24 protein-coding genes are annotated in these 23,539 nt (G+C 57.1%); 10 read left to right on the top strand and 14 right to left on the bottom strand.

Annotated elements, in window-relative coordinates:
• Positions 1–162 precede the first annotated feature (162 nt).
• The 3 genes from sbcD to GS12_RS23000 all read left to right on the top strand — a co-directional run bounded on the left by sbcD (position 163) and on the right by GS12_RS23000 (position 5,539).
• Positions 163–1,386: an exonuclease subunit SbcD gene (gene sbcD, locus GS12_RS11370; protein ID WP_034946970.1), complete on the top strand. Its 1,224-nt coding sequence runs from the start codon at positions 163–165 to the stop codon at positions 1,384–1,386.
• Positions 1,383–5,054: an AAA family ATPase gene (locus GS12_RS11365; protein WP_034946967.1), complete on the top strand. Its 3,672-nt coding sequence runs from the start codon at positions 1,383–1,385 to the stop codon at positions 5,052–5,054. The genes sbcD and GS12_RS11365 overlap by 4 nt, the downstream gene beginning before the upstream one ends.
• 92 nt (positions 5,055–5,146) lie before the next feature.
• Positions 5,147–5,539, top strand: coding sequence for a cell envelope integrity TolA C-terminal domain-containing protein (locus GS12_RS23000; protein WP_052118435.1), 393 nt, complete (start codon positions 5,147–5,149; stop codon positions 5,537–5,539).
• A 19-nt stretch (positions 5,540–5,558) separates the two neighbouring features.
• Here the strand turns inward: GS12_RS23000 and mak are convergent, their stop codons facing one another.
• Positions 5,559–6,470: a fructokinase gene (gene mak, locus GS12_RS11355; RefSeq protein WP_034912695.1), complete on the bottom strand. Its 912-nt coding sequence runs from the start codon at positions 6,468–6,470 to the stop codon at positions 5,559–5,561.
• 142 nt (positions 6,471–6,612) lie between these two features.
• Here mak and rdgC point away from each other — a divergent pair, with 142 nt between their 5' ends.
• Positions 6,613–7,524 (top strand): recombination-associated protein RdgC, encoded by a 912-nt coding sequence (rdgC, locus tag GS12_RS11350; RefSeq protein WP_034946995.1) that lies wholly within the window; start codon positions 6,613–6,615, stop codon positions 7,522–7,524.
• Positions 7,525–7,551: 27 nt separating this feature from the next.
• On the opposite strand, the gene ppnP is transcribed toward rdgC, so the two are convergent.
• The 4 genes from ppnP to aroL form a co-directional block, all read right to left on the bottom strand.
• Positions 7,552–7,842, bottom strand: a complete 291-nt coding sequence (gene ppnP / locus GS12_RS11345) for a pyrimidine/purine nucleoside phosphorylase (RefSeq protein WP_034912692.1) — start codon at positions 7,840–7,842, stop codon at positions 7,552–7,554.
• A gap of 54 nt (positions 7,843–7,896) precedes the next feature.
• The gene (locus tag GS12_RS11340) at positions 7,897–8,571 is read right to left on the bottom strand and encodes an AroM family protein (RefSeq protein ID WP_052118436.1); all 675 of its coding nucleotides are present in this window, start codon (positions 8,569–8,571) and stop codon (positions 7,897–7,899) included.
• A gap of 228 nt (positions 8,572–8,799) precedes the next feature.
• Positions 8,800–8,991: a YaiA family protein gene (locus GS12_RS11335; protein ID WP_034912691.1), complete on the bottom strand. Its 192-nt coding sequence runs from the start codon at positions 8,989–8,991 to the stop codon at positions 8,800–8,802.
• A gap of 94 nt (positions 8,992–9,085) precedes the next feature.
• Complete coding sequence (gene aroL / locus GS12_RS11330; protein WP_034946990.1) at positions 9,086–9,610, bottom strand: shikimate kinase AroL; 525 nt, start codon at positions 9,608–9,610, stop codon at positions 9,086–9,088.
• Positions 9,611–9,889: 279 nt separating this feature from the next.
• Between aroL and GS12_RS11325 the strand changes: the two genes are divergently transcribed.
• Positions 9,890–10,546 carry a DUF2076 domain-containing protein gene (locus GS12_RS11325; RefSeq protein WP_034946964.1) on the top strand — a complete coding sequence of 219 codons (657 nt, stop codon included), beginning with the start codon at positions 9,890–9,892 and terminating at the stop codon, positions 10,544–10,546.
• A gap of 35 nt (positions 10,547–10,581) precedes the next feature.
• Here GS12_RS11325 and GS12_RS11320 read toward each other — a convergent pair whose 3' ends face one another.
• The gene (locus tag GS12_RS11320; RefSeq protein WP_034946961.1) at positions 10,582–11,037 is read right to left on the bottom strand and encodes a YaiI/YqxD family protein; all 456 of its coding nucleotides are present in this window, start codon (positions 11,035–11,037) and stop codon (positions 10,582–10,584) included.
• A gap of 166 nt (positions 11,038–11,203) precedes the next feature.
• Between GS12_RS11320 and GS12_RS11315 the strand changes: the two genes are divergently transcribed.
• Positions 11,204–12,397, top strand: coding sequence for a zinc-dependent alcohol dehydrogenase (locus GS12_RS11315; RefSeq protein ID WP_034946958.1), 1,194 nt, complete (start codon positions 11,204–11,206; stop codon positions 12,395–12,397).
• Between the two features lie 61 nt (positions 12,398–12,458).
• On the opposite strand, the gene GS12_RS11310 is transcribed toward GS12_RS11315, so the two are convergent.
• Complete coding sequence (locus tag GS12_RS11310) at positions 12,459–12,908, bottom strand: DUF421 domain-containing protein (protein WP_034912685.1); 450 nt, start codon at positions 12,906–12,908, stop codon at positions 12,459–12,461.
• A gap of 9 nt (positions 12,909–12,917) precedes the next feature.
• The gene (locus GS12_RS11305; protein WP_034912683.1) at positions 12,918–13,433 is read right to left on the bottom strand and encodes a hypothetical protein; all 516 of its coding nucleotides are present in this window, start codon (positions 13,431–13,433) and stop codon (positions 12,918–12,920) included.
• A gap of 96 nt (positions 13,434–13,529) precedes the next feature.
• Between GS12_RS11305 and proC the strand changes: the two genes are divergently transcribed.
• Positions 13,530–14,339: a pyrroline-5-carboxylate reductase gene (proC, locus tag GS12_RS11300; protein WP_034946954.1), complete on the top strand. Its 810-nt coding sequence runs from the start codon at positions 13,530–13,532 to the stop codon at positions 14,337–14,339.
• 33 nt (positions 14,340–14,372) lie between these two features.
• On the opposite strand, the gene GS12_RS11295 is transcribed toward proC, so the two are convergent.
• The 3 genes from GS12_RS11295 to GS12_RS24765 form a co-directional block, all read right to left on the bottom strand.
• Positions 14,373–15,911 carry an FAD-dependent oxidoreductase gene (locus GS12_RS11295; RefSeq protein ID WP_034946951.1) on the bottom strand — a complete coding sequence of 513 codons (1,539 nt, stop codon included), beginning with the start codon at positions 15,909–15,911 and terminating at the stop codon, positions 14,373–14,375.
• A 177-nt stretch (positions 15,912–16,088) separates the two neighbouring features.
• Entirely contained in the window at positions 16,089–16,391 is a 303-nt protein-coding gene (locus tag GS12_RS11290) for a PsiF family protein (RefSeq protein WP_034946948.1), read from the bottom strand.
• A 140-nt stretch (positions 16,392–16,531) separates the two neighbouring features.
• Positions 16,532–16,693 (bottom strand): hypothetical protein, encoded by a 162-nt coding sequence (locus GS12_RS24765; protein WP_162834963.1) that lies wholly within the window; start codon positions 16,691–16,693, stop codon positions 16,532–16,534.
• Between the two features lie 250 nt (positions 16,694–16,943).
• On the opposite strand from GS12_RS24765, the gene GS12_RS11285 reads away from it, so the two are divergent.
• Positions 16,944–20,009, top strand: a complete 3,066-nt coding sequence (locus GS12_RS11285; RefSeq protein WP_034946945.1) for a beta-galactosidase — start codon at positions 16,944–16,946, stop codon at positions 20,007–20,009.
• A gap of 1 nt (position 20,010) precedes the next feature.
• Here GS12_RS11285 and GS12_RS11280 read toward each other — a convergent pair whose 3' ends face one another.
• Together GS12_RS11280 and cspE are read right to left on the bottom strand one after the other, a co-directional pair.
• Complete coding sequence (locus GS12_RS11280; RefSeq protein ID WP_034946942.1) at positions 20,011–21,219, bottom strand: multidrug efflux MFS transporter; 1,209 nt, start codon at positions 21,217–21,219, stop codon at positions 20,011–20,013.
• Between the two features lie 196 nt (positions 21,220–21,415).
• Positions 21,416–21,628, bottom strand: a complete 213-nt coding sequence (cspE, locus tag GS12_RS11275) for a transcription antiterminator/RNA stability regulator CspE (RefSeq protein ID WP_013200976.1) — start codon at positions 21,626–21,628, stop codon at positions 21,416–21,418.
• Between the two features lie 541 nt (positions 21,629–22,169).
• On the opposite strand from cspE, the gene GS12_RS11270 reads away from it, so the two are divergent.
• Positions 22,170–22,463 carry a biofilm development regulator YmgB/AriR family protein gene (locus tag GS12_RS11270; protein WP_052118434.1) on the top strand — a complete coding sequence of 98 codons (294 nt, stop codon included), beginning with the start codon at positions 22,170–22,172 and terminating at the stop codon, positions 22,461–22,463.
• Between the two features lie 172 nt (positions 22,464–22,635).
• A complete protein-coding gene (locus tag GS12_RS11265; RefSeq protein WP_052118433.1) occupies positions 22,636–23,199 on the top strand; it encodes a redoxin domain-containing protein in 564 nt (187 codons plus the stop codon).
• Between the two features lie 34 nt (positions 23,200–23,233).
• Here the strand turns inward: GS12_RS11265 and GS12_RS11260 are convergent, their stop codons facing one another.
• A complete protein-coding gene (locus tag GS12_RS11260) occupies positions 23,234–23,530 on the bottom strand; it encodes an I78 family peptidase inhibitor (protein WP_034946939.1) in 297 nt (98 codons plus the stop codon).
• Positions 23,531–23,539 lie beyond the last annotated feature (9 nt).

The raw sequence follows: 23,539 nt of genomic DNA, 5'->3' as shown, positions 1-23,539 counted from the left end.
GCGGCGCCATTATGCGTCAGTTTTATGACAGTTTTATGAAAAAAGCACGGGTACCCTGCGGCTTTTATGACTGTTTTGCGAAGCGCTTTCCAACATACGGGGTAGGTTTTTTAGCGTCGCTGTTTATAATCGTCGCATCCGCTTCGCTGCCACAGAGGCTTCATGCGACTTATTCATACCGCCGACTGGCATTTGGGCCAGCATTTCTATACCAAAAGCCGCGCGGCTGAACACCAGGCGTTTCTTAACTGGCTACTGACGCAGGCGGTTGACCATCAGGTCGACGTCATTATTGTGGCCGGCGATATTTTTGATACCGGTTCGCCGCCCAGCTACGCGCGCGAACTCTATAATCGCTTCGTCGTTGATCTCCAGCAAACCGGCTGCCAGTTAGTGGTACTGGGCGGCAATCATGACTCGGTCGCCACGCTGAATGAGTCACGCGCGCTGTTGGCCTGCCTGAATACCCACGTGATCGCCGCTGCCATGAACGATCCGGCCGAACAGGTGCTGTTGCTCAACACGCGTGATGGCCAGCCGGGCGCCCTGCTCTGCGCCGTTCCTTTTCTTCGGCCGCGCGATATCCTGCTGAGCCGCGCAGGCCAGTCCGGCCGGGAAAAACAGCAAACCCTGCTGGAGGCGATTGCCGACCACTATCAGCGCTGCTGGCAGGCGGCACTGCTTCAGCGCGAGTCGCTTGGCCTGCCGTTGCCGATTATCGCCACCGGCCATCTGACCACCGTTGGCGTGACGAAAAGTGATGCGGTGCGCGATATCTATATCGGCACGCTGGATGCGTTTCCTGCGAACGCGTTTCCCCCCGCCGACTATATCGCGCTGGGCCATATCCATCGCGCGCAGCGCGTTGCTAACAGCGAACATATTCGCTACAGCGGCTCGCCGATCCCGCTCAGTTTTGACGAACTGGGCAAAGAAAAGAGCGTTTTCCTGGTGGATTTTCAGGAGGGGAAACTCAGTCAGGTGCAGCCGCTTGCTATCCCGCTGTTTCAGCCCATGCAGATGATTAAAGGCTCGCTGGAGGAGATAGAACGCCAGCTCGCCGCCATCGCGCCGCGCACAGACGGCAAACCAACGTGGCTCGATATCGAAATCGTCAGCCAGGCATGGCTGAATGATATTCAGCGCCGTATTGAGGCACTCACCGACACGCTGCCGGTGGAGGTAGTGCTGCTGCGCCGCAGCCGTGAGCAGCGCGAACAGACCATTGCCCGGCAAAGCAATGAGACGCTGAGCGAACTCAGCGTACAGGAGGTGTTTGCGCGTCGGCTGGCGATGGAAGAAAACGAAACGCCGGAGCGGCTGGCGCGCGCCACGCTGCTGTTTAATCAGACGCTGGCGGCACTCGATGACGAGGTCGCGCAATGAAAATCCTGACGCTGCGTTTTAAAAACCTCAACTCGCTGAAGGGCGAGTGGAAGATTGATTTCACAAAAGAACCGTTCGCCAGCAATGGCCTTTTTGCTATCACCGGGCCGACCGGCGCCGGAAAAACCACCCTGCTGGATGCCATCTGCCTGGCGCTTTACCACGAAACCTCGCGGCTGGGCAAACTGTCGCAGTCGCAAAACGATCTGATGACCCGCGACACAGCAGAGTGCCTGGCGGAGGTTGAATTTGAGGTCAAGGGCGAAGCGTGGCGCGCCTTCTGGAGCCAGAACCGGGCGCGCGGCGCGGCAGAAGGCAATCTTCAGGCGCCGCGCGTGGAGCTGGCGCGATGCAGCCACAATCATATCGTTGCCGATAAGGTGAAAGACAAGCTGGAGATGCTCACCGCCCTGACCGGACTGGATTTCGAACGGTTTACCAGGTCGATGATGCTCTCTCAGGGGCAGTTCGCCGCCTTTCTCAACGCCGATGCCAACAGCCGCGCCGAACTGCTTGAAGAGCTGACCGGCACGGAAATCTATGGACGCCTCTCCGCCAGCGTCTTCGAGCGCCATAAAAACGCGCGTACCGCGCTGGAGACGCTGCGCGCGCAGGCCAGCGGGATGTCGCTGCTGCCTGAAGAACAGTTGCGCGAGCTCAACACCCGGTTAGAGCAGCTTATTGCAGATGAGCAGGTGCTTACTTCAACCTGGCAACGCCATCAGCAGTTACTTCACTGGCAGCAGCAGCATCAGTCGCTGCGCAGCGCCGCCGACACCGCCCGTAGCGAACATCAGCAGGCAGCGGCAGACTGGCAAACCGCCCAGCCGACGCTGCAAAAACTGACGCAGGCAGAACCCGCCGGGAAGCTGCGCCCGCTCTGGCAGCAGCGTCAGCGTCAACAGCAGGACGCCGCCGCGTTGCAACAGCAGCGCGCGCAGCTTGCACAACAACATGAGCAGGCCGCTCGCACGCTTGAAAGCTGCACGGCCTCGCTGAAGGAGGCGGAAGACGCACGACAACAGCATGAAGCGCTGCGCCTGGCGCAGGAAACGCTGATCGCCGGGCAGGTGATACCGCTTGATAATCAGCTTGCCGCGCTGGAAAAGCGCCTTACGGAGCTGGCGCAAGAGATTAGTGAGCGCCAACACTCTTTGCGAGAACGTCAGACAGCCCTGCTACAAAATCAGCAGGCGCAGAAAGAGGCGCTGGCTGCACAGTCAACCCATCAACGCTGGCAGGCCGATAATACACGGCTGGCGGCATGGGGCGAATCGCTTCAGGTGTGGCGCATGACCCTGAGTCAGCATCAGCAACATCATGAAGATGTCGCCCATCTGCAACAGCGCATTGCCGCTCAGCAAAACGGCATAAAGGAACTGGAGCAGGCGCTCAGCGCGCTGGATGTGCAGATCCAGCCGCAACGGCAGCAGGCAGAAACGTCCATGAATGCGGTTCAGCAGGCAGAGCAGGCGCTGGCCCGGCTCCGGCAGCAGCATGCAGAAGCAGACGTTCAGCACGCGTTGAGTTTGCTGCAACAGCAGCGCCCGCAGCGGCAGGCGCTGGCGCTGCTGATGCCGCAGTGGCAGCAGTGTCACCAGCGGCGTCAGCGTGTATTGCATGCCCAACAGGCCACCACGCAACAGCTTCAGCAGTCGGAAAACGCGCTGCAATCACTGCGTGCCGAGTGGAAAGAGAAACGGCAGCACCTGGCCGATCTTGAAGCGCGCTGCGATCTGGAGCAGCGCATCGCCAGTCTGGAACAGCATCGCGCCCGCCTTGAGGCCGGGCAGCCCTGCCCGCTCTGCGGCGCCTGCGAGCATCCGGCCATCGCCGATTACCAGGCGCTTGAGCCTTCGGAAAATCAACAGCGTCTTGCGCGGCTTCGGGCTGAGGAGCAACAGCTTCACGACCGCGGCACCGCGAAGCGCGAAGAGGTCAAAAACCTCAACCAGCAGTCGGAGCAGCAGCAGCAGGAGTGGACGGAGACAGAGGCAGAGCGCGTCAGGCTGCAAAATCAGTGGCAGCTCGCCACGCACGCGCTTTCGCTGACGCTTTCGCCGGATGATACCGATTCAATTACGACCTGGCTGGAAGAACAGGACGCGCAGGAAATGCAGCGCCAGGCACAGCTCGCCGCATTGCAACAGGCCGTCCGCACGCTACAGACGCAGAAGGATCTTCAGGCGCAACAGCAAAATACGCTCAGCGCTCTTCAGCAGAAGCGGGAACTGAGCGGTCAGCAACTGCTTACTTCGCGGCAATCGCTTGATGAACTGCAAAGGCAGTTGCATGCCGTTCAACAGCAACATGCGCAGCAACGTAGCGCGCTGGAAGCATCGCTGGCCGATGTCGGGCTGACGCTCCCGACGCCGGGTGGCGACGAAAGCTGGCTGTCGGCGAGGCAGGCCGAATGGCGGCAGTGGCGGCAAACGGAGCAAGTGCTTACCGATCTCGGCCCTGCGCTGGCAACGCTGGCCTCTGAACAGAAGGCAATAAACGAGACAATCGCTAACGAGCAGGAGAAACTTGCCGCGCAGGAGCAACAGCAGAAGCAGGCGCTGGCATCCTGGGCAGAGTTAACGCAGCAGCGTCAGCGGCTGTTTGGCGACAAGCTTACTGCGGAGTGGCAGCAGCAGCTCCGCGCGCTTTCCGCACAGCACGCGGAGCAGTGTCAACTGCGTCAGCAGCAGTGGCAAACGCAGCAGAATCAGTTGACTACCCTTCACGGGCAGTTGACCACCTTAACCGAAAGCGCGTCCGTACTTGAGACGCGGTTGAAAGAGGCTGAGCAGGCTTTTGATACGGCCCTGACGGCCAGTCAGTTCAGCGATGAAGCCGCGTTTACTGCGGCTCTGATGGATGAGGCGCAGATGCTGCGGCTCAGCGCGCTGCAAAAGCAGCATGACGAGCGGCGTCAGCAAACCACGGCGCTTTTACGGCAGGCGGAAAGCAACCTCGCCGCGCTGCTGGCGCAAAAACCGCTGGATATGCCGCCGGAAAATGAAAACATACAGGACGCCGTTGCCGCCCTTGCCCGCCAGCTCCGCGACAATGCGCAGTGGCAGGGAGAAGCACGCCAGCAGCTGACCAGCGATGCCGCCCGTCGCCAGCAGCAGCAGTCGCTGCTGACGGAAATCGGCCGCGTTGAGGCGCAGGTTGAGGAGTGGAGCTATCTCAACCAGCTGATTGGTTCAAAAGAGGGCGACAAGTTCCGTAAGTTCGCCCAGGGCCTGACGCTGGATCACCTGGTCTGGTTGGCTAACAGGCAGCTCGATCGCCTGCACGGACGCTATCTGCTGCAACGAAAATCGCAGGAGGCGCTGGAATTACAGGTTGTCGATACCTGGCAGGCGGACGCCGAACGCGATACGCGTACGCTGTCCGGCGGCGAAAGTTTTCTGGTAAGTCTCGCGCTGGCGCTGGCGCTTTCGGACCTGGTCAGCCATAAAACGCGCATTGAATCGCTGTTCCTTGATGAGGGTTTTGGCACGCTGGATGCCGAAACGCTGGACAGCGCGCTGGATGCGCTGGACGCGCTGAATGCCAGCGGTAAGACCATTGGCGTGATCAGCCACGTCGAAGCGATGAAAGAGCGCATTCCGGTACAGATTAAGGTGCGCAAAATAAATGGCCTGGGCTACAGCAGGCTGGAGACGCCGACCTGAGCGCGAAAAATCTGTAAATAGCGCACTTGCCTTTTTCACAGACATACAGCCTGTAGACTATGCGGCATCAGAGAATGAAAGAAGGGATGGCAATGCGTACAGGTATTATCGGCATCGCGATGGTGCTGGCGGGATGTCAGTCCGTACAGGACGGCAAAACGCCGCCTGACGCGCAGGCGATTCAGGCTGCGGCTGACAAAGCGTGCCGCCACGAGACGTCCGCTAAAAAGGGCGACTGCGTCTACTTTGCAAAAATGCAGTACGCTATTCAGCGCAACTTTAACGAGGCCGATCGCTATCATGGCCGCGAGTGCCTGGTGACGGTGGGCTGGAGCGGCAACGGCCGCTATAGCGTTAAAAGCACAAACGGCGACGAAGCGCTGTGTCTGAAGGCATGGAGCGTCATTGGCAGCGCCGACGATCTGCCGCCGCCGCCTGAAAATCTTCCGGGGGAGATGGTACTGCAATTTAAACCCGAAAAATAATACGGCGATGCACGTACCGTCAATTATCCTGAGGCCAGAGCCACGCGGCACCGCGCACGCCGCTGGAGTCGCCGTGTCGCGCTTTGCGCACCGGCGTTTCGCATTCGCCGCCGAACACCCACTTTTTCATCAGCATCGGCACCGTCTGATAAAGACGATCAACGTTGCTCATTCCACCGCCCATCACAATCACGTCCGGGTCGAGAATATTCACCACATGCGCCAGCGATTTCGCCAGGCGCAGTTCGTAGCGGCTCATCGCCAGCTCAGCAACCGGATCCTGCTCCCCGACAAGTTTGATGATCTCCGCGCCTTTACGCTCAACGCCGCTTAACCGCTGGTAGTCGACAGCGAAACCGGTGCCTGAAATAAAGGTTTCGATACAGCCTGATTTACCGCAGTAGCACGGAACCTCATCGCGATAGCGCAGCTCGTCTTCATCCATCCACGGCAGCGGATTATGCCCCCATTCACCGGCGTTGCCATTGCCGCCGGTGTGCGCCTTGCCGTTGAGCGCCACGCCCGCGCCGCAGCCGGTACCGATAATCACGGCAAATACCGTCGGACAGCCTGCCGCCGCGCCGTCAACCGCTTCGGATACCGCAAGACAGTTGGCGTCGTTGGCAATCCGCACTTCGCGCCCAAGCATTTTATGCAGATCTTTATCCAGCGGCTGGCCATTAAGCCAGGTAGAGTTGGCGTTTTTTACGCGTCGCGTGAACGGCGAAAGCGTGCCGGGAATGCCCAGCCCGACGCTGCCCTGCTGGCCGGTTTTCTCTTCCGCCAGTTTTACCAGACCAACGATGGCCTCCAGCGTTTTTGGATAGTCGTCGCGCGGCGTGCTCACGCGATGGCGAAAAAGTGCATCACCTTCTGCCGACAGCGCAATGACTTCAATTTTTGTGCCGCCCAAATCAATCCCGATACGCATAATTCCTCACTATTCAATGGCCTGACTCTGAGCGTAGAGTGAAGCAGGCGGAAAGGCAATGAAACGTCGCCGCCGATTCGCTATCATGCGCGCTGACGTTTACACTGGCGCGCCAGATACGCGCACGGAGAGGAAAAGCATAGTGCTGTGGTTTAAAAATTTAATGGTATATCGTCTGAATCGCGAGATCCCACTGGCGATTGATGAGATGGAAAAACAGCTTGAAGCCTTTGCTTTCACTCCCTGCGGCAGCCAGGATATGGCAAAAACCGGCTGGGTGTCGCCAATGGGTTCGCGCGGCGAGGCGTTTACGCACCTTAACAACGGCCAGATCCTGATTTGCGCGCGCAAAGAAGAAAAAATCCTGCCTTCTCCGGTGATCAAACAGGCGCTGGAAGCCAAAATTGGCAAGCTTGAAACAGAGCAGCAGCGCAAGCTGAAGAAAACGGAAAAGGACTCGCTGAAAGATGAAGTGTTGCACAGCCTGCTGCCGCGCGCCTTCAGCCGTTTCAGCCAGACCTTTCTGTGGATCGATTCTGTTAACAACCTGATTATGGTTGATTCAGCCAGCGCAAAAAAAGCTGAAGACACGCTGGCGCTGCTGCGTAAAAGCCTTGGTTCGCTGCCGGTGGTGCCGCTGACGCTGGAAAGCCCCATTGAGCTGACCATGACGGAATGGGTGCGCTCCGGCGAGACGCCTGCGGGTTTTGCGTTAATGGATGAAGCCGAGCTGAAGGCGCTGTTGGAAGACGGCGGCGTTATTCGCTGTAAAAAGCAGGATCTGGTTTGCGATGAGATAGCCAATCATATCGAAGCGGGCAAACTGGTGACCAAACTGGCGCTGGACTGGCAGGAGCGCATTCAGCTTGTGCTGTCGGACGACGGGTCGTTTAAACGGTTGAAATTTGCCGATGCGCTGCGTGAGCAGAATGATGATATCGACCGCGAAGACGTGGCGGCACGTTTTGATGCCGACTTTATTCTGATGACCGGTGAGCTTGCCGCGCTGATCGCCAATACCATTGAAGCGCTGGGCGGCGAAGCACAGCGCTGAGGAACGGGGCGCGGCGTCGCCCTGCGGTTATCCTTTCAGATAGCGACAGAGATAAGAAGACGGCTCGGCCACCTGAAGATGAAATTCGCTGTGGCCGGGAACGTTAAATACCTGGCCCGGCTGGTAGAGCGTCCACTCCGTTTCGTCTGGCAGCAGCACCTTCAGCGAACCGCTCACCACCGTCATCTCTTCGGGCTGTCCGGTACCAAACGTATATTCCCCTTCCGCCATTACGCCCACGCTGGCACGTCCTGTACTGGCACTGTCGAAACCAATAGATTTCACTTTTCCGTCGAAGTACTCGCTAACGTTGAGCATTATTTTATCCTTACATGATAGTGAGACAAAAAACGTACACAGATGCAAACTTCATCACATCACCAGTTCTGCTGCCAGTTTTACAATCAGCAAATGCGACAGCAGCACGGGGATCCCCAATAATTTTTGTAAAAAATCACGGTGCCGTTGGTGGTAACCCAGACAATCCAGGATCAGCACATCCGCCCCTTTTTCCTGAAGCGCCAGCGCCGCGTCAATCAGCGCCTCATCCTCCCACGGACTGGCAACGGCAAAGTGGGGTCGCTTGCTGAGCCTGCGCCAGTAATGGGCACTTCCGGCCGCGGCGTCGTCTGCGGCAACAATGATGCCGGCCTGATGGTCATTAACGATCGCTTCAATCATCGGCGGCACGATCCTGCGCGGTTCAAGCAGCACGGCGCTTCCGGCACGCAGGTTTTCAAACGCGTTCGCGTTCAGAAGAAGAATGGTTTCCGCGCCCTGCGCTTCAAGATCGCGGATACGCTTTTGCAGCCCCGCCTCAACGCGTTCAGCCGAGAGCACCAGCGTTGTTTGCGCTTTGCGTCGCAGGCGAAGGGTATTTTCGCCCTGAGACGGCGCATAAAGTCGATGGATTTCCTCATCGCTGATGCCGTCGAGCAGCCCGATGCAGACGATTTTCTCCTCGGACAGATGTTCAATCAGCAACGGAAAGATGTCGCTGCGTGAAACCCCGCCTGGTAAAAGGGCAACCAGTTTATTTTTTATCATTTTACTTTCCACAACGTCCTTTCTGTTGACGTCACTCAGGCGCAGTTCCGGCACCCGTTTAACCATTGCTTCAGGCGAAAATAAGGGGATGAAAGGCACGGGTCAAGAAAAAGCGGGGGAAAAAGCGTTTGGCAGGCTGCAATACATTCGAAAAACGTGATGCGTTATCCATAACGCATCCATAAAGGTACTTTTTTTACATCGTGTAAGTCAGGCTGGCGCGTCGCACTACTCTTTTTCGACATCCTCGTAGCGCGCTTTTGAATCCAGTGCTTCCTGCTCGGTTTCATGTTCGCTGATCAGCGTATCAGGTCGGGGGTGGTCGGCGCGCAGCTCGTACCAGGTAACAGGGTTGCCTGCTGTACCTTTTTCCACCGGTACAATGCGCGCTTCGCGTGGATAGGGCGGTCTGGTTGGCATACAACTTACTCCTGTGAGAAAGACAGAGGGTGTCCGTAAGGGACAGGTTTAGTAAGTATAGACAATGCCAACGATTTTTTGCCGGACGGCGTTTTTACCCCGCGCTCGCCAGGGCAAGCAGCGTGATGATCTCCTCTATCACGCCTTCAGGCGACTGCATGGCGTTAACCACCCGATGCGCGGCATTTTGGTAAAGCGTATCGCGCGCGGCAAGCACTTCATCCACCTCATCGACAATGGGCCTGCCGGTGAGCGTAGGCCGCTGTGCCTGTTCAGGATCGGCCTCAAGGCGTGCCGCCAGTATGCCGGCCTCGGCGTTCAGGTAGATAACCTGCCCGTGCTCACGCATATAACGGCAGTTTTCCGGTGCCAGCACCATGCCGCCGCCGGTCGCGATCACCGTGTCCGGCGCCGTTACCGCATGCAGCGCGAGGGTTTCCTGCTGGCGAAAGCTTTGCCATCCCTCTGCGGCCACGATCTGCTCAACGCTGCGTCCGCTCACCTGCTGGAGATGACGATCGGTATCACAAAAGGCGTAGCCCAACGCATCAGCCAGCTTCTGTCCAACGGTGGTTTTACCGCAACCACGCGCGCCAATAAGATAAAGGGGTAACGCCATACCAGCAACTTCCTCAGCCTTGCCTGCAACGGTTTCTGCGTCGTGCAGCAACCGTTTTCCACTTTGCGACGCATCATACCGGGATTTTTTCTGTGCGACCAGCCGACGCCGCCCTTTCAGAAAAAGTGAAATATTGCGGGGACGTTAAAGCAGATTTTGCAAAAGGCCGGGCCTTGCGCTTGACTTAACGTTAACCGGCAACATTTGCTTACCCGTCGCGTGTTTACTTTCGGCGTCGCCGCCCCAAGATAAGCATGACACACAGGCAGAGGATACATTATGCAGAGCCAGGAACAGCAGCTAATTGAAAGTTTGTTCAGCCGTTTAAAGCAGGCGGAGACACAGTCAGGCCCGCGCGATGCGGCAGCCGAAAACCTTATTCATCAGCAGGTTCAGCAACAGCCTGCGGCCGTTTACTATATGGCGCAAACCGTCCTGATTCAGGAAGCGGCCATGAAGCAGCTCAACGAGCGGGTCAGCGAACTGGAAGCCAGACTCAAGCAGGTTGAACAACAGCCCGCGCGGCAGAGCAGCGGCGGTTTTCTTTCCGGCCTGTTTGGCGGCGGGCAGCAGCGCCAGCCCGCCCCGCAGCAGCAGCCAGCCTGGAACAGCGCCCCACAGCAACAGCAGCAGCCGTTTGGCGGCGCGGGCGCACCTTCCGCCACGCGCGGCTTCCTTGGCGGCGCATTGCAAACGGCAGTGGGCGTTGCGGGCGGCGTGGTGATGGCGGACATGCTGACCAGCATGTTCCATCACACGCAGCCAGAGGAGATTGTCAATATTATCAACGAACCGGCGCAGCCGCAGGCGTCGGGCGATAATGCAGGCGATGGGAGCTTTCTGGATCAGAATGACGATCTTCAGCAGGATTACGCCGCCGACGACTTCAGCGATTACAACAATGACGACTTTGGTGACGACGACACCTTCGTTTAATATCGGGCGCGGGTGCGCATCGCTCACCCGCGCGTTCAGCTTTTCTTTTTCTGCGCCACCAGCCACTTATCCAGCTCATTAGCAAACTGCTGCCGATCGCGCTGGCTGAGCGTCGGTGGGCCGCCGGTCTGTACGCCGCTGGCGCGCAGGGTATCCATAAAGTCGCGCATGGTCAGACGCTCACGGATGGTTGCGTCACTGTAGCGCTCGCCGCGCGGATTGAGTGCAATCGCGCCCTTCTCCATCACCTCGGCCGCCAGCGGAATGTCTGCGGTGACCACCAGGTCGTCTTTTTCAACCCGACGCACAATCTCATTATCAGCGACATCAAAGCCCGCCGCGACGCGCAGCGTACGCACAAAGCGCGACGGCGGTACGCTGAGCGACTGATTGGCCACCAGCGTCACCATCATCTCCGCCCGCTCCGCCGCACGGTAGAGCACCTCTTTGATCACTTTCGGGCACGCATCCGCATCCACCCAGATTGGCATTGCTTTCTCCTTTCATTTTTTTGCTGGCGAGAAGTAGAACGTAATCGCCGCTCTGAATCCAGTGTAGCGAACAACATTAAAAAAATTGGACTAACCTTTATCCATGCAGCCTTAAGGCCGGGCTGTGTATTTACAGCTCGATGAAATTCTTTGAACGGGAGAAAATATGAAAGCCCTTACCTATCATGGCCCGCATAAGGTCAGCGTCGATAATGTTCCTGATCCAACGATTGAAGCGGCAGATGATATTGTTCTCCGCGTAACGGCCACCGCTATCTGCGGTTCAGACCTGCACCTTTACCGCGGCAAGATGCCCGGCACGCATCACGGCGATATTTTTGGCCATGAATTTATGGGCGAAGTGGTTGAAGCCGGCCCCGGCGTCACCGCCGTCAGTAAAGGCGACCGCGTGGTGGTGCCGTTTGTCATCGCCTGTGGCGACTGTTTCTATTGTCACCTTCAGCAGTATTCAGCCTGCGAAAGCACCAACAGCGGTAAAGGCGCCGCACTGAACCGTAAAAACATCACGCCTCCGGCGGCGCTGTTTGGCTTCAGCGACATGTATGGCGGTATCCCTGGCGGGCAGGCCGAGTATGTGCGCGTGCCGAAAGCCAACACCGGCCCTTTCAAAGTCCCCGATACGCTGCCGGATGAGAAAGTGCTTTTTCTCTCCGATATTCTTCCCACCGCGTGGCAGGCGGTTAAAAATGCGGAGATCAAAAAGGGATCGAGCGTCGCCATTTTCGGTGCCGGGCCGGTTGGCCTGCTGAGCGCGGCCTGTGCGCGTCTGGAAGGCGCCGAGCAGATCTTTATGATCGACCATAACGACTATCGGCTGGCGTTCGCCCGTGAGCGTTATGGCGTGATCCCCATTAACTTCGATGAAAACGACGATCCGGCGGCGTGGATTATCGATAACACAGCGGGTCATCGCGGCGTTGATGCGGTGATTGATGCGGTGGGGTTTGAGGCGAAAGGCAGCCTCACTGAAACCATCCTGACCAATCTGAAAATCGAGGGAAGCAGCGGCAAAGCGCTGCGCCAGTGCATCGCGGCGGTACGCCGGGGCGGCATTGTCAGCGTACCAGGCGTCTATGCCGGTCCTATTCACGGCTTTATGTTTGGCGACGCCTTCGATAAAGGGCTGACCTTTAAAATGGGTCAGACGCACGTGCATGCTTACCTGCCCGATCTGCTGTCGCTCATTGAGAAAGGTCTGCTGAAGCCGGAAGAGATCGTGACGCATCACCTGCCGCTGGAAGATGCGGCAAGGGGTTACGAAATCTTTGAAAAACGCGAGGAAGATTGCCGTAAGGTGATTCTGGTGCCGGGCATGCAGTCAACGCAGGCCACGCTGTAAAAAAAGAACCAGGCCCGGCGGACACCGGGCTTGTTTGTAGGGGAACGTTTGTCCCCCAAACCTACCCGTTCTGCTGTTCAGGAATAATTGAAATTTTGCCGTTCTTTTCAAGGATGGCGTATTTGATCTGATCGAGGCGTTCGAGGCCGGAACTGCGCGCCGAATTCAGAATATCGTCTTCAGAGATCCCCGCGCGTCGGGCGCGTTCAGGCAATACGCGTCCGTTTTCCACCAGAATCAATGCCGTGCCGTCAATCAGCATATCGAGCCGCGGAAAGCGTGATTTCAGCATCCCGAAAAGAATATCCACCACGATCAGCGTAATGATGGTCAGCGATGCACCGGTTATGGAGAAATCGTTGCCCAGCAGCGCCTGCTGCGTCGCCTCACTGATAATCAGCAGCAGGATCAAATCAAACGAGGTCATCTCCAGCAGGGTGCGCCTGCCCGCAATTTTCAACACGATCATCAGCAGCAGATACATGCTCGCCGCACGCATTACCGTTTCCATGCCTGACTCCTACGGATAAATATAATGAGTAAAATTCACTTTTGCGGCGTTATCCAGGGTGATGGTTACCGGGTAACGGCCTGGGTTTAGCGCCTGCGATCCTATCCATACCGTGGCGCCGTCATTCATCGACGTTTCCCAGGTTAATTCAAGGCTGTTATTACGCGTAACGGCGCGCTGCGGCTGCGGCTGAAGCGACTGAATCTGAAAATTCTCCATCTCCTCGCCGCTCACGACCAGGGTAAATCGTCCCGGCTGGTGCGGCTTTACCCGGATAGTCATCGTCATGTCACTGTCACGCAGGCCAAAACGTTCGTAGTTGACCTGTAGCGTGCCGTCGGACGAGGTCGCGGTCACGTCGCTGAGTACGCCTTTGGAAAACAGGCCACACGCGCCAAGGATCACCACGGCGAACAGCAGCAGGTAACCCACGCGTTGAATGGCCCACTCTATGCGCTGCCAGCGCAGATTTTCTTCAATGGGGTAGTGTCGGCTTTGCTCTTCATCCTGCGGATTGGGCTGCATATTTTTCTCCTGATTGTTGCTTAAGCGTAGCCGAAACTGGATTAAGAAGATGAATGACGTAAGCTAAACGCAGGTAACCGAAACAGAGAGCATGAAATGGACAAGAAAATTGGTTTTATTGGCTGCGGCAATATGTCCCAGGCCATTATTGGCGGCATGATTTCCGCGGGTCAGATTAAGGCAGAAAATATCTGGGTTTATGACCGTAAGCCAGCCACGAACCAGGCCATGCACGAGAAGTACGGCATCACGCCCGCCAACAGCGCGGACGAACTGGCCCGCCAGGTGGACATTCTCTTTGGCGCGGTAAAACCCAACGTCATCCTCAGCGTGTTGAAGGAGATTTCCGGCAGCCTGAATAAAGAGACGCTGGTGGTGTCCATTGCGGCGGGCGTGACGCTGGATTCACTGGCAGGCGTGCTGGGCCACGATCGCAAGCTGGTGCGGGTGATGCCAAACACGCCTGCGCTGGTGAATGAAGGCATGACCTCGGTAACGCCTAACGTGCTGGTCACCGAGGAAGAAGCCAATGAAATCATCGCTATTTTCAACGGGTTCGGTAAGGCGCAGCGCGTGCCGGAGTCTATGATCCACGCGGTAGTGGGCGTGAGCGGTTCGGCGCCCGCCTATGTATTTTTATTTATTGAAGCGATGGCGGATGCCGCCGTGCTGGGCGGAATGCCGCGTGCGCAGGCTTATCAGTTTGCGGCGCAGGCGGTTAAGGGCGCCGCGCAGATGGTGCTGGAAACCGGAAAACATCCGGCCGAACTGAAAGACATGGTCTGTTCACCGGGCGGCACCACCATTGAAGCGGTGAAGGTGCTGGAGGAGAAGGGTTTCCGCGCGGCGGTGATCGGCGCGATGCAGCAGTGTATGGCGAAATCAGAAAGCATGGGTAAATCCTGACGCCAAAAAAAGGGGCTTCGCGCCCCTGTTGCACTAGCGTTTTTCATCAAGCGCCTTCTGCGCCAGCGAGGCCGCCTCGTCAACGCTTAAGGGATGCTGCATGCGACGTATCATCTCTGCCGTAAAGGTGTACATCCCGCAGGAGGCCAGCGCTGCCAGTTGCCCTTTTTGCCCGTACAGCGCCACGAAGGTTTTGTCCTCCAGTGAACCCAACAGCGTGTAATCGTCCCACTCGCTGGCGTGACCGAGATACTCATAGCGCGTGCCAAACTGCGCCGTCCAGAAAAAAGGCACCCGGTTAAACGGTTCGGTTTTCTCCAGCATGTTTTTTGCGCTGATGCGCCCCTGCTGCTGCGCCACGCGCCAGTGTTCAATGCGCTGATAGCCGCTTGCGACCGGATAGCTGACGATGTCGCCTGCCGCCCAGACGTTGCGCGCCACCTCAAGCGTTTCGGTTGCGGTCAGGCTGCCATCATCACGTAACGGGATATCGTGAATAAAGTCCGTGCCCGGCGCCACGCCGGTTGCCAACAGCACCACATCTGCCGCCACGGTGACGCCACTTTTCAGCCGGACACCGTTCACCTTTCCGTCTGCGCCTTCAAGTTTGTCTGGTTCACCTTCGACAAAGCGCACGCCGTTCTCTTCATGCAGCCTGCGGAAGTAGCGCGCCAGTTCTTCGCCAAACTGTTTTTCGAACGGCAGCGGTGAGCGGGTGATAATTTGCACGTCAATATCACGACTGCGTAGCGCAGAGGCCAGCTCGGTGCTGATAAAGTTATTGCCAATAATCACCAGCTTTTTACTGCTGTCCACCTCGTTGAGCAGCGTCTCCGCCTGTTCGAGACTGCGCAGGACATGCACGCCAAACAGCACCTTCCCTTCCAGATCCGGGCGTTGCGGTATGCCGCCGGTGGCGATCAGCAGTTTGTCATAACGCAGCGTCGAGCCATCAGCGAAGCGCAGCGTCTGCGCTTGTGTGTCGAGTTGCTCAACGTCACCCTGTTTACGTTCGGCGACATCAAAAAAGTCGTCATCAAGTACCGACGGCACCTCATCAATGGTCATTTTTCCGGCAGGGACAAATTTGGTCAGTACGGTGCGATCATAGGGCGCTTCGGTTTCCCGATCTACCAGTACCAATCGCCCTTTAAAACCTTCACGACGCAGGGTCCAGGCGGCGGCGCTGCCCGCCGCGCCCGTTCCCAGCACCACAAAAACCGGCTCTTCCCGATCGGCTGAAAAACGATAAAGCGGCGGTAGAGCTTCAGGTTCAACCTGAACCATGCCGTTCTCAATGTTGACCGGATAGCGTTGCAAATCGCTCAGCGCCAGCGGTTCGCACAGATGGCCGTCGCTGATATCAAAGTTGGCTTTATGCCACGGGCAAATGAGTTTGCCTTCGCAGATGGCGCCCTCTTCCAGCGGCGCGCCAGAGTGCGGGCATTTTGCCTGAAAGGCATTCACCGATTCGCCATTACGGATCAGCAGAATGTCAGTGTCCCCGATGGGCACTCTGACCGGTTTACCCTCAGGTAAATCCTGTAATACCAGGGCGTTCTGATAGCTCACGACAGCGCTCCTTATTTTTATATTTAACAGTATTAAGCCTGGCATTGATAAGGAATTGAACAACATAGAAGAAGGCGGAACGGCAAAGACGGCAGGATAACCCTTTGTTGATAAAGGGCTTTAAAAACGTAAAAAAATTTATGCAAACAGTGAAGCGGGGCCGGACGGCCCCACCCATTAGCTTTTTTTCAGGCAGGTGCTCATGAAGGTTTTACGGTCAGCGCCCTTAAGGCTTTTTTCGCCCGCCTGTGCGTTACAGGTTTTCATGCGGATCTGCTGAGGCGTCATCTTTTCCATATTGCTGCCCTCTTTTTTCAGGCAGCCCTGCATAAAGGTTTTGCGGTCGTCGCCCTTTAATGATTTTTCGCCGGCCTGATGATTACACTGCGTCATTTTTTGCTGCTGCACGCCGGGTTCTGCGGCAGTTACGTAGCTGCTGACGATAGCCGCCAGTCCTGCGATGAAACAGATCGCTTTCATTGGTGCATTCCTTATGTAAGTGAGTCAGATCAATTCTGGCAGGAAATTTTTTGTCGGTGAGAAGAGAGGTTAAAATAACGCGGCGGGATCGCAAAAGCGGGATGGAAAAACGGAGGCGTTACGCCCCCGGATGAATTTTTTTAGCGTCCCGGCCCCATGGCGAAGCCACCGCGCGGGCCGCCGCCGCCGCCGCCATGACCACCCCAGCCACCGCCACCGCCACCGCCCGGAGGAGGAAACAGGCAACCACTTAGCGCCGTAACCAGCGCAATCACACTCACTACTTTAATAAGACGATTCATATTTTTATACCTCCCATTGCTGTGCCGCTGATACTAAGCTGCGGCCGCAGCCCCGACAATGCAGAATTCTCCTGTTCGGGCGGCTATTAACCCGGCGTAACCACGCTTAACACTTTGCTGTCGGAAAGCGGCAAAAAAGCTGCCTGTCACGGTAAATTCCTGATGTCAGGCTCGCAGGCTGCCCGCGCCGCACTTTACAAATTTTGTTGCGGGCAGCATTGTGAGCGCATTCCACAGCAGAGAGATCGTTATGACCTTGCTCGCGCCAATGAACCTTCAACAGCAGCTCAGCCGCCGTGACTGGGAAAACCCCGCCGTTACGCATATTCATCGCCTTCCTGCCCATCCGCCCTTCAGTAGCTGGCGCGATCTGGCCGCCGCACGCGATGATGTGCCCAGCACCAGCCTTCTGTTGTTAAACGGCGACTGGCAGTTCAGCTATTTTTCCGCGCCTGAGCACGTGCCTGACCGCTGGCTGATGCAGGATCTTCACGATGCTTCGTCGATCAGCGTACCGTCGAACTGGCAGCTGGCTGGTTTTGACGCGCCTGTTTATACCAACGTGCAGTATCCGATCCCGGTAAACCCGCCGTATGTTCCCGCCGGGAATCCCACCGGCTGCTATTCGCTGACCTTTACCGCGCCTGCGGGCTGGCTGGCCCATGGTGAGACGCGCATTCAGTTTGACGGCGTCAGCTCGGCCTTCTATCTGTGGTGTAACGGGCAGTTTATAGGTTATTCGCAGGACAGCCGGCTTCCCGCCGAATTTGATCTCACCCACAGTCTGAAAGAGGGCGAAAACCGTCTGGCGGCACTGCTGTTACGCTGGAGCGACGGCAGCTATCTGGAAGATCAGGATATGTGGCGGATGAGCGGGATTTTCCGCGACGTCAGCCTGTTGCATAAGCCCGCGCTGCATCTGAAAGACGTGCAGATCGAAACGCGGCTCGGTCCGGCTTTTCTCTCCGCGAGTCTTGAGGTAAAGGTGGTGTGCTCATCCGGCGAGGCCGAGGCCGCCGTCCAGCTCTGGCGCGGCGAAGCGCTTATCGCCAGCGGACGCCAGCGCATGGGCAGCGAAGTCATTGATGAGCGCGGCCGCTATCAGGATCGCACCACGCTCAGCCTGCACGTCGATCGCCCCGATCTGTGGAGCGCTGAAACGCCTCATCTGTATCGCGCAACCATTGCCCTGTTTGATAACGACGGGCAGTTGCAGGAGGTGGAAGCGTTTGATGTCGGTTTTCGTCAGGTGGCTATCCATGAAGGTCTGCTGAAACTGAACGGCAAACCGTTGCTGATCCGCGGCGTCAATCGCCATGAACACCATCCCGAGCACGGCCAGGTGATGGACGCGTCTACCATGCTGCGCGATATTCAACTGATAAAGCAGCACAATTTCAACGCCGTGCGCTGCTCGCACTATCCCAATCATCCGTTGTGGTATCGTCTGTGCGACCGCTACGGGCTTTACGTCGTCGATGAGGCGAATATTGAAACCCACGGCATGACGCCGATGAACAGTCTCTCCGACGATCCAGTCTGGTTTAACGCCTTCAGTGAACGGGTGACGCGGATGGTGCAGCGCGACCGCAATCATCCGTGCATTATTATCTGGTCGCTTGGCAACGAGTCCGGCCACGGTTCAACCCATGATGCGCTGTGGCGCTGGGTAAAAAGCAGCGACGGCACCCGGCCGGTTCAGTACGAAGGCGGCGGCGCCGACACCGCCGCCACGGATATTATCTGTCCCATGTACGCGCGGGTGGATCAGGATCAGCCGTTTGCGGCGGTGCCGAAATGGTCGATCAAGAAATGGATCGGCCTGCCGGAGGAGACGCGCCCGCTGATCCTGTGCGAGTACGCACATGCGATGGGCAACAGCCTGGGTGGTTTCGCCAAATACTGGCAGGCGTTTCGTCAGTTTCCGCGGCTTCAGGGCGGCTTTGTCTGGGACTGGGTGGATCAGAGTCTGACGCGCTATGACCAGCGCGGCACCGCCTGGCAGGCCTACGGTGGCGATTTCGGCGACAGCCCGAACGATCGCCAGTTCTGCATGAACGGGCTGGTCTTTGCCGATCGCACGCCGCATCCGGCGCTGTATGAGGCGCAGCGCGCGCAGCAGTTTTTTCAGTTTACGCTGGAAAGCACCGCGCCGTTGACGCTCACCGTGCGCAGTGAATACCTGTTTCGCCAGACGGATAATGAACGTCTGCGCTGGAACATTGAGCATAACGGTGAACGGATCGACGGCGGCGAACTGGCGTTAGTCCTTGCCCCACAAGGCAGCGCCACGCTGACGCTGGGCGACGCGCCACAATCAGACGGCGACGTATGGTTGAATGTCTCAGTTATTCAGCCAGCGGCTACCGCCTGGTCACCAGAGGCTCATCGCGTCGCCTGGGATCAGTGGCGATTGCCGTCGACGCTGGTGCTGCCTGCTCGCATGGGATCGCCGATTGCGCCGGCTATACATGAACACCCCGATCGTTTTGAAATAACGCACGAGCGGCAATGCTGGCAGTTTTGCACGCGCAGCGGCGATCTGGTGCAGTGGCAGGTGGATGGCTCGCCGCAGTTGCTCTCACCGCTGCGCGACCTCTTCGTGCGGGCGCCGGTGGACAATGACATCGGCATCAGCGAAGTGGCGAAAGTCGATCCCAACGCCTGGGTGTCGCGCTGGCAGCAGGCAGGATACAACGATCTGACCTGTCACCTCATTGATCTGCGCTGCGACCGTCCCGGCGGACGCGTGACGATAGTACAGGCATGGCAGTTCGCCGGGGAAACCCGCTTTGTCAGTCAGAAACGTTTTGAAATTGACGCCAGCGGGGCGCTCTGCGTGACCATGGACGTTAGCGTCGCGGCGGGCCAGCCCTTCCCGGCGCGTATCGGCCTGCGCTGTCGGCTGCGCGACGTGCCCGCCGAGGCAAGCTGGCTGGGGCTGGGGCCGCATGAAAACTATCCCGACCGGCGGCTGGCGGCGCAGTTTTCCCGCTGGACGCTGCCGCTGGATGCGCTCTGTACGCCGTATGTGTTTCCGTCGGAAAACGGCCTGCGCGGCGGCGTAAAAAGGTTGCAGGCTGGCGTGCTCAGCGTGACGGGCGACTTCCACTTTTCGCTCAGCCGGTATGGTCTGGAACAACTGCGCGACACCTCGCACAGACACCTGTTGGAAGAGGAAGAGGGTTGCTGGTTAAGCCTTGATGGCTATCACATGGGCGTTGGCGGCGACGACTCCTGGAGTCCGAGCGTCAGCCCTGAGTTTCTACTGGACGGTTCACGCTATGTCTGGTCGGTAACGTTAACGATGGTATAGCCTATTCCATACGGTCCGGCGTCGTTTTACGACGACGCCACACCAGCATCAGTTGAACCGTATTGATCAGTACGAACGTTGCTGTGGCGGCAAAAACCCAGCGGAAGCCCCCAATGGCAGAGACCGCCGATCCGGTCAGCGGCCCGACCACGTTGCCGAGGTACATAAACGACTGGTTATAACCAAATATGCGCCCGGTAACGCGATCGCTGGAGTAGCGCAGCAGCAGCGTTTGCACCGCCGGCATCATCGCGCCCTCCGCGAAACCTAACATAAAGCGCAGCGCCGCCAGTTCAAAGGCGCTGCCTGCCCATGACATGGCGACGAACAGGCAAAATGTCAGGATCAACGCGGCAAAAAGAACCCGCTGCGCGCCGATTCTGTCGCCCAGCTTGCCCAGCGCCGGCGCAGAAAACAGCGCAGAGACGCCGGGGATCGCCGTAACCACGCCGCTGAGAAAAGCGATGTTCTGCACGTTCGGCTCCAGTTCACGTACAAACAGCGTCAGGATCGGGCTAATCGAACCGTTGCACAGCTGAATAACCAGGGTGGTGATAAACAGGCTGACGATCAGGCCGGGATGTGACAGCGAGCGGAAAACCATGCTGCCGCTGAGCTTGTCCGCTTTCTTTATCTGCACGCGACCGCCTTCTTTGATCAAAAAGAGCGTGACCAGAAAGCTGGTCAGCAGCAGCCCGGCGGTAATGAAAAATACCGCGCGCAGCCCGACTTTATCAGCCAGGAAGCCGCCCATCATCGGCCCCATGATCACCCCGCAAATCTGCGCGGTAGATACCATGCTCAGCGCCCAACCGCTGCGCTCGCGCGGCACCTGCCCCGCCACCAGCGCCATCGCGTTGGGAATATAGCCCGAAGTCAATCCCATCAGCGCCCGCAGCAGGAAAAGCTGCCAGACGTTGGTGACAAAAGCCTGAAGGAAAATCACGATGCCCATGCCCAGCGAGGCGCGCAGCAGCATCAGCTTGCGCCCTTTGCGATCGGCAAGGCTGCCCCACATCGGTGAAACGATGGCGGAAATCATAAAAGTGACGCTGAAAATCAGACCGGACCAGAGCGTTAAGGAATCGTGATCGGTGACGCCAAGCTGCTCGACGTAGAGAGGAAGAAAGGGAATGATCTGACTGATAGCCAGCCCGGTAAAAAGGCAGCCAAACCAGACTGAAATGAGGTTAATTTTCCAGGATTCCATCGCGCGGCGCGTTTAACCTATGATTACGTGTGAATATAAAGTCTAACACGCTGGCGTTGGGCGAAGAGGTCAGAGGGTAAGATTTATAGCGAAACAATAACCAGAACGGATGTCATACCTGAAGCCAGCGCGATGCCAGAAAGCAAAAAACCCGCCAGTTGGCGGGTTTTTTATGCTGAGTATTCAGCAATCGAAATTACAGTGCAGTAACGTTAGCAGCTGCCGGGCCTTTCTGGCCGTTTTCGATTGAGAATTCAACTTTCTGACCTTCTTCCAGGGTTTTGAAACCACCGTTCTGGATAGCAGAGAAGTGTACGAACACGTCTTTGCTGCCGTCGGTTGGAGAGATGAAGCCGAAACCTTTCTCAGCGTTGAACCATTTTACTAAACCAGTCATTTTGTTAGACATGTGTCTTTCCTTCAATAAGTGTGAGGCCATAATGGCGTGGGGCTTTGTGAACAGGATGGACTTATGGGGCACTTAAGAAGGAAGTCAGGAAGAAGAGATATCTGAGATAACGCTTTAACTGAAAACTGCTTTACTAAAATGGCTCGCATACGCTGTCTGTTTCAAAACCGACGGTGCATTTACTCATAATGGAGGAGGGAGTACAACCCCTTCCCGGAAAATAATCGCAAATAAAAAATAACCCATTGTTATTTATTGTACTTTTTAAATTTCCCCTGCTTATTGCTGATCTCTTTACTGGCTGTTTTTCTCCGGAAGCACCATTTCTGTAATGTCTCTAACGCCTTTAATCGGCCTCGTTGAAAATATTTCTGATTGTTACTGGACTTTCTGACCGCCACATCTAGAGTTTAAAAATTCCCGCCTGATTATTTTTCAGGCTATGTCGCGGTCCGCCGTTCTGGCGAATCGGCTCAGTATCACTTTTTACTCTCTTCGCTCCGCCTGAAGGCGGTCGCTGGCGCTTTTGCGGAGGTTAATGATGGGCCGCTCTCTCCCCGGCGCGGGACGCGCTATTACTGACTACTTCAACAGTCCGGCCTTTCACGCGCCAAACGTCAGTGAGCTGTTGGCTGCGGTGATGATGGAACTGATGCGCGACGGGCGTCCGGCCACCAATAAAGCGATCGTCCGCATTATTATTGCGCGTCTGGAAGGCGAGGTGGACGAAGCAAGGCTGAACGGCTATCGCAATCTGCTGGCGCAGGTAATGGATGAAAAGCAGGAGTCTCGCGGCGTCAGCCATCCAAAAAAAGCCCGCACGCGGCGGGAATGAGACGGGTTAATCGTTTTTAGAATAAGAGAGAAATTGCCAGCGCAGCGTAGCGCGCAGGTGTGACAGCCGGATGACAGATGTCTGGTTCAGGTATGAAATGATTGCCACAGAAAATTTGCTGGCTATTATGGCGGGATAGATGAACGAAGCCTATGGATAGCGAAACACTGGCATGGATAGCCGAAAATTACCCCTTTTTTATAACGACAGTTGGAAAAACGCCTGTCGTCATCAACAGCGACAGGATCTCCGCGTCGTGCTGTTATTGGCCGCGCTGCTGGTTACAATGCTGACCATCATGGACTGGCTGCGCGCCCCGAACCTCCCCACAGATTTCGCCGACAGGCCGCTTTACACCATTGATGGCATGGCCGTGACCCTCGCTGAACTGAGCGCTAAAAAACCGCTGTTGATCTATGTCTGGTCCAGTACCTGCGGTGTTTGTGAGTATGCGTCTCGAAACGTTCAACGGCTGCGCGCGAGCGGTGGCAACGTGCTGACCGTATCGCTGAACTCAGGTGATGACATCCGGATCATTCGCCTTATGCGAGGCCGGCATCTGACGCAACCCATCGTGAACGATCCGCAGGGCGAGATGGTGGCCGAGTGGGGGCTTAACGTCATGCCGACGCTGATCGTCGTCTCAAAAGGCCAGGCGGTGCTGAGTACCAGCGGCTGGACAAGCGATACCGGGATGCGATTGCGTATGTGGTGGGCAAATAAATGGTATCGCTAAGATGTGCAGAAGGCCGGTTAATCCGGCCCCGACGTTAGCCGCAGTAGACTTTGGTGATGTTGTTCTTTTCGTCACCCAGGAAGTTCAGACGATTGAGGTTGAAGTCCATCGTTACCGCCGAGTTGTGCGGGATAGCGCGCACGGCATGCTCGAACTTCAGTGATGAAATCGATGAGAGCGGTTTACCCACGTACTGCTGGTACTGCGATGCACCACAGCGATCAATTTCAGAATCGGCCTGCGCAGCGGCGCCGCCCGGCTTTGCGTCAGACTGACATCCCGCCAGCATAACCAGCGCGGCGGCGACCATCATCCTTCTGGAAAATATCATTTATCTCTC

Origin of the sequence: Erwinia oleae, from assembly GCF_000770305.1 — a bacterium.
GTDB lineage: Bacteria > Pseudomonadota > Gammaproteobacteria > Enterobacterales > Enterobacteriaceae > Erwinia > Erwinia oleae.
The sequence above is the reverse complement of the archived record's forward strand: the minus strand, read 5'-3'. Positions and strand labels throughout refer to the sequence as shown.

Bases quoted from the DNA above. Each gene is read 5' to 3' on its own strand.
- sbcD (WP_034946970.1), top strand. From the start codon at position 163: ATGCGACTTATTCATACCGCCGACTGGCATTTGGGCCAGCATTTCTAT.
- GS12_RS11365 (WP_034946967.1), top strand. From the start codon at position 1,383: ATGAAAATCCTGACGCTGCGTTTTAAAAACCTCAACTCGCTGAAGGGC.
- GS12_RS23000 (WP_052118435.1), top strand. From the start codon at position 5,147: ATGCGTACAGGTATTATCGGCATCGCGATGGTGCTGGCGGGATGTCAG.
- mak (WP_034912695.1), bottom strand. From the start codon at position 6,470: ATGCGTATCGGGATTGATTTGGGCGGCACAAAAATTGAAGTCATTGCG.
- ppnP (WP_034912692.1), bottom strand. From the start codon at position 7,842: ATGCTCAACGTTAGCGAGTACTTCGACGGAAAAGTGAAATCTATTGGT.
- GS12_RS11340 (WP_052118436.1), bottom strand. From the start codon at position 8,571: ATGATAAAAAATAAACTGGTTGCCCTTTTACCAGGCGGGGTTTCACGC.
- GS12_RS11335 (WP_034912691.1), bottom strand. From the start codon at position 8,991: ATGCCAACCAGACCGCCCTATCCACGCGAAGCGCGCATTGTACCGGTG.
- aroL (WP_034946990.1), bottom strand. From the start codon at position 9,610: ATGGCGTTACCCCTTTATCTTATTGGCGCGCGTGGTTGCGGTAAAACC.
- GS12_RS11325 (WP_034946964.1), top strand. From the start codon at position 9,890: ATGCAGAGCCAGGAACAGCAGCTAATTGAAAGTTTGTTCAGCCGTTTA.
- GS12_RS11320 (WP_034946961.1), bottom strand. From the start codon at position 11,037: ATGCCAATCTGGGTGGATGCGGATGCGTGCCCGAAAGTGATCAAAGAG.
- GS12_RS11315 (WP_034946958.1), top strand. From the start codon at position 11,204: ATGAAAGCCCTTACCTATCATGGCCCGCATAAGGTCAGCGTCGATAAT.
- GS12_RS11310 (WP_034912685.1), bottom strand. From the start codon at position 12,908: ATGGAAACGGTAATGCGTGCGGCGAGCATGTATCTGCTGCTGATGATC.
- GS12_RS11305 (WP_034912683.1), bottom strand. From the start codon at position 13,433: ATGCAGCCCAATCCGCAGGATGAAGAGCAAAGCCGACACTACCCCATT.
- proC (WP_034946954.1), top strand. From the start codon at position 13,530: ATGGACAAGAAAATTGGTTTTATTGGCTGCGGCAATATGTCCCAGGCC.
- GS12_RS11290 (WP_034946948.1), bottom strand. From the start codon at position 16,391: ATGAAAGCGATCTGTTTCATCGCAGGACTGGCGGCTATCGTCAGCAGC.
- GS12_RS24765 (WP_162834963.1), bottom strand. From the start codon at position 16,693: ATGAATCGTCTTATTAAAGTAGTGAGTGTGATTGCGCTGGTTACGGCG.
- GS12_RS11285 (WP_034946945.1), top strand. From the start codon at position 16,944: ATGACCTTGCTCGCGCCAATGAACCTTCAACAGCAGCTCAGCCGCCGT.
- GS12_RS11280 (WP_034946942.1), bottom strand. From the start codon at position 21,219: ATGGAATCCTGGAAAATTAACCTCATTTCAGTCTGGTTTGGCTGCCTT.
- cspE (WP_013200976.1), bottom strand. From the start codon at position 21,628: ATGTCTAACAAAATGACTGGTTTAGTAAAATGGTTCAACGCTGAGAAA.
- GS12_RS11270 (WP_052118434.1), top strand. From the start codon at position 22,170: ATGGGCCGCTCTCTCCCCGGCGCGGGACGCGCTATTACTGACTACTTC.
- GS12_RS11265 (WP_052118433.1), top strand. From the start codon at position 22,636: ATGGATAGCCGAAAATTACCCCTTTTTTATAACGACAGTTGGAAAAAC.
- GS12_RS11260 (WP_034946939.1), bottom strand. From the start codon at position 23,530: ATGATATTTTCCAGAAGGATGATGGTCGCCGCCGCGCTGGTTATGCTG.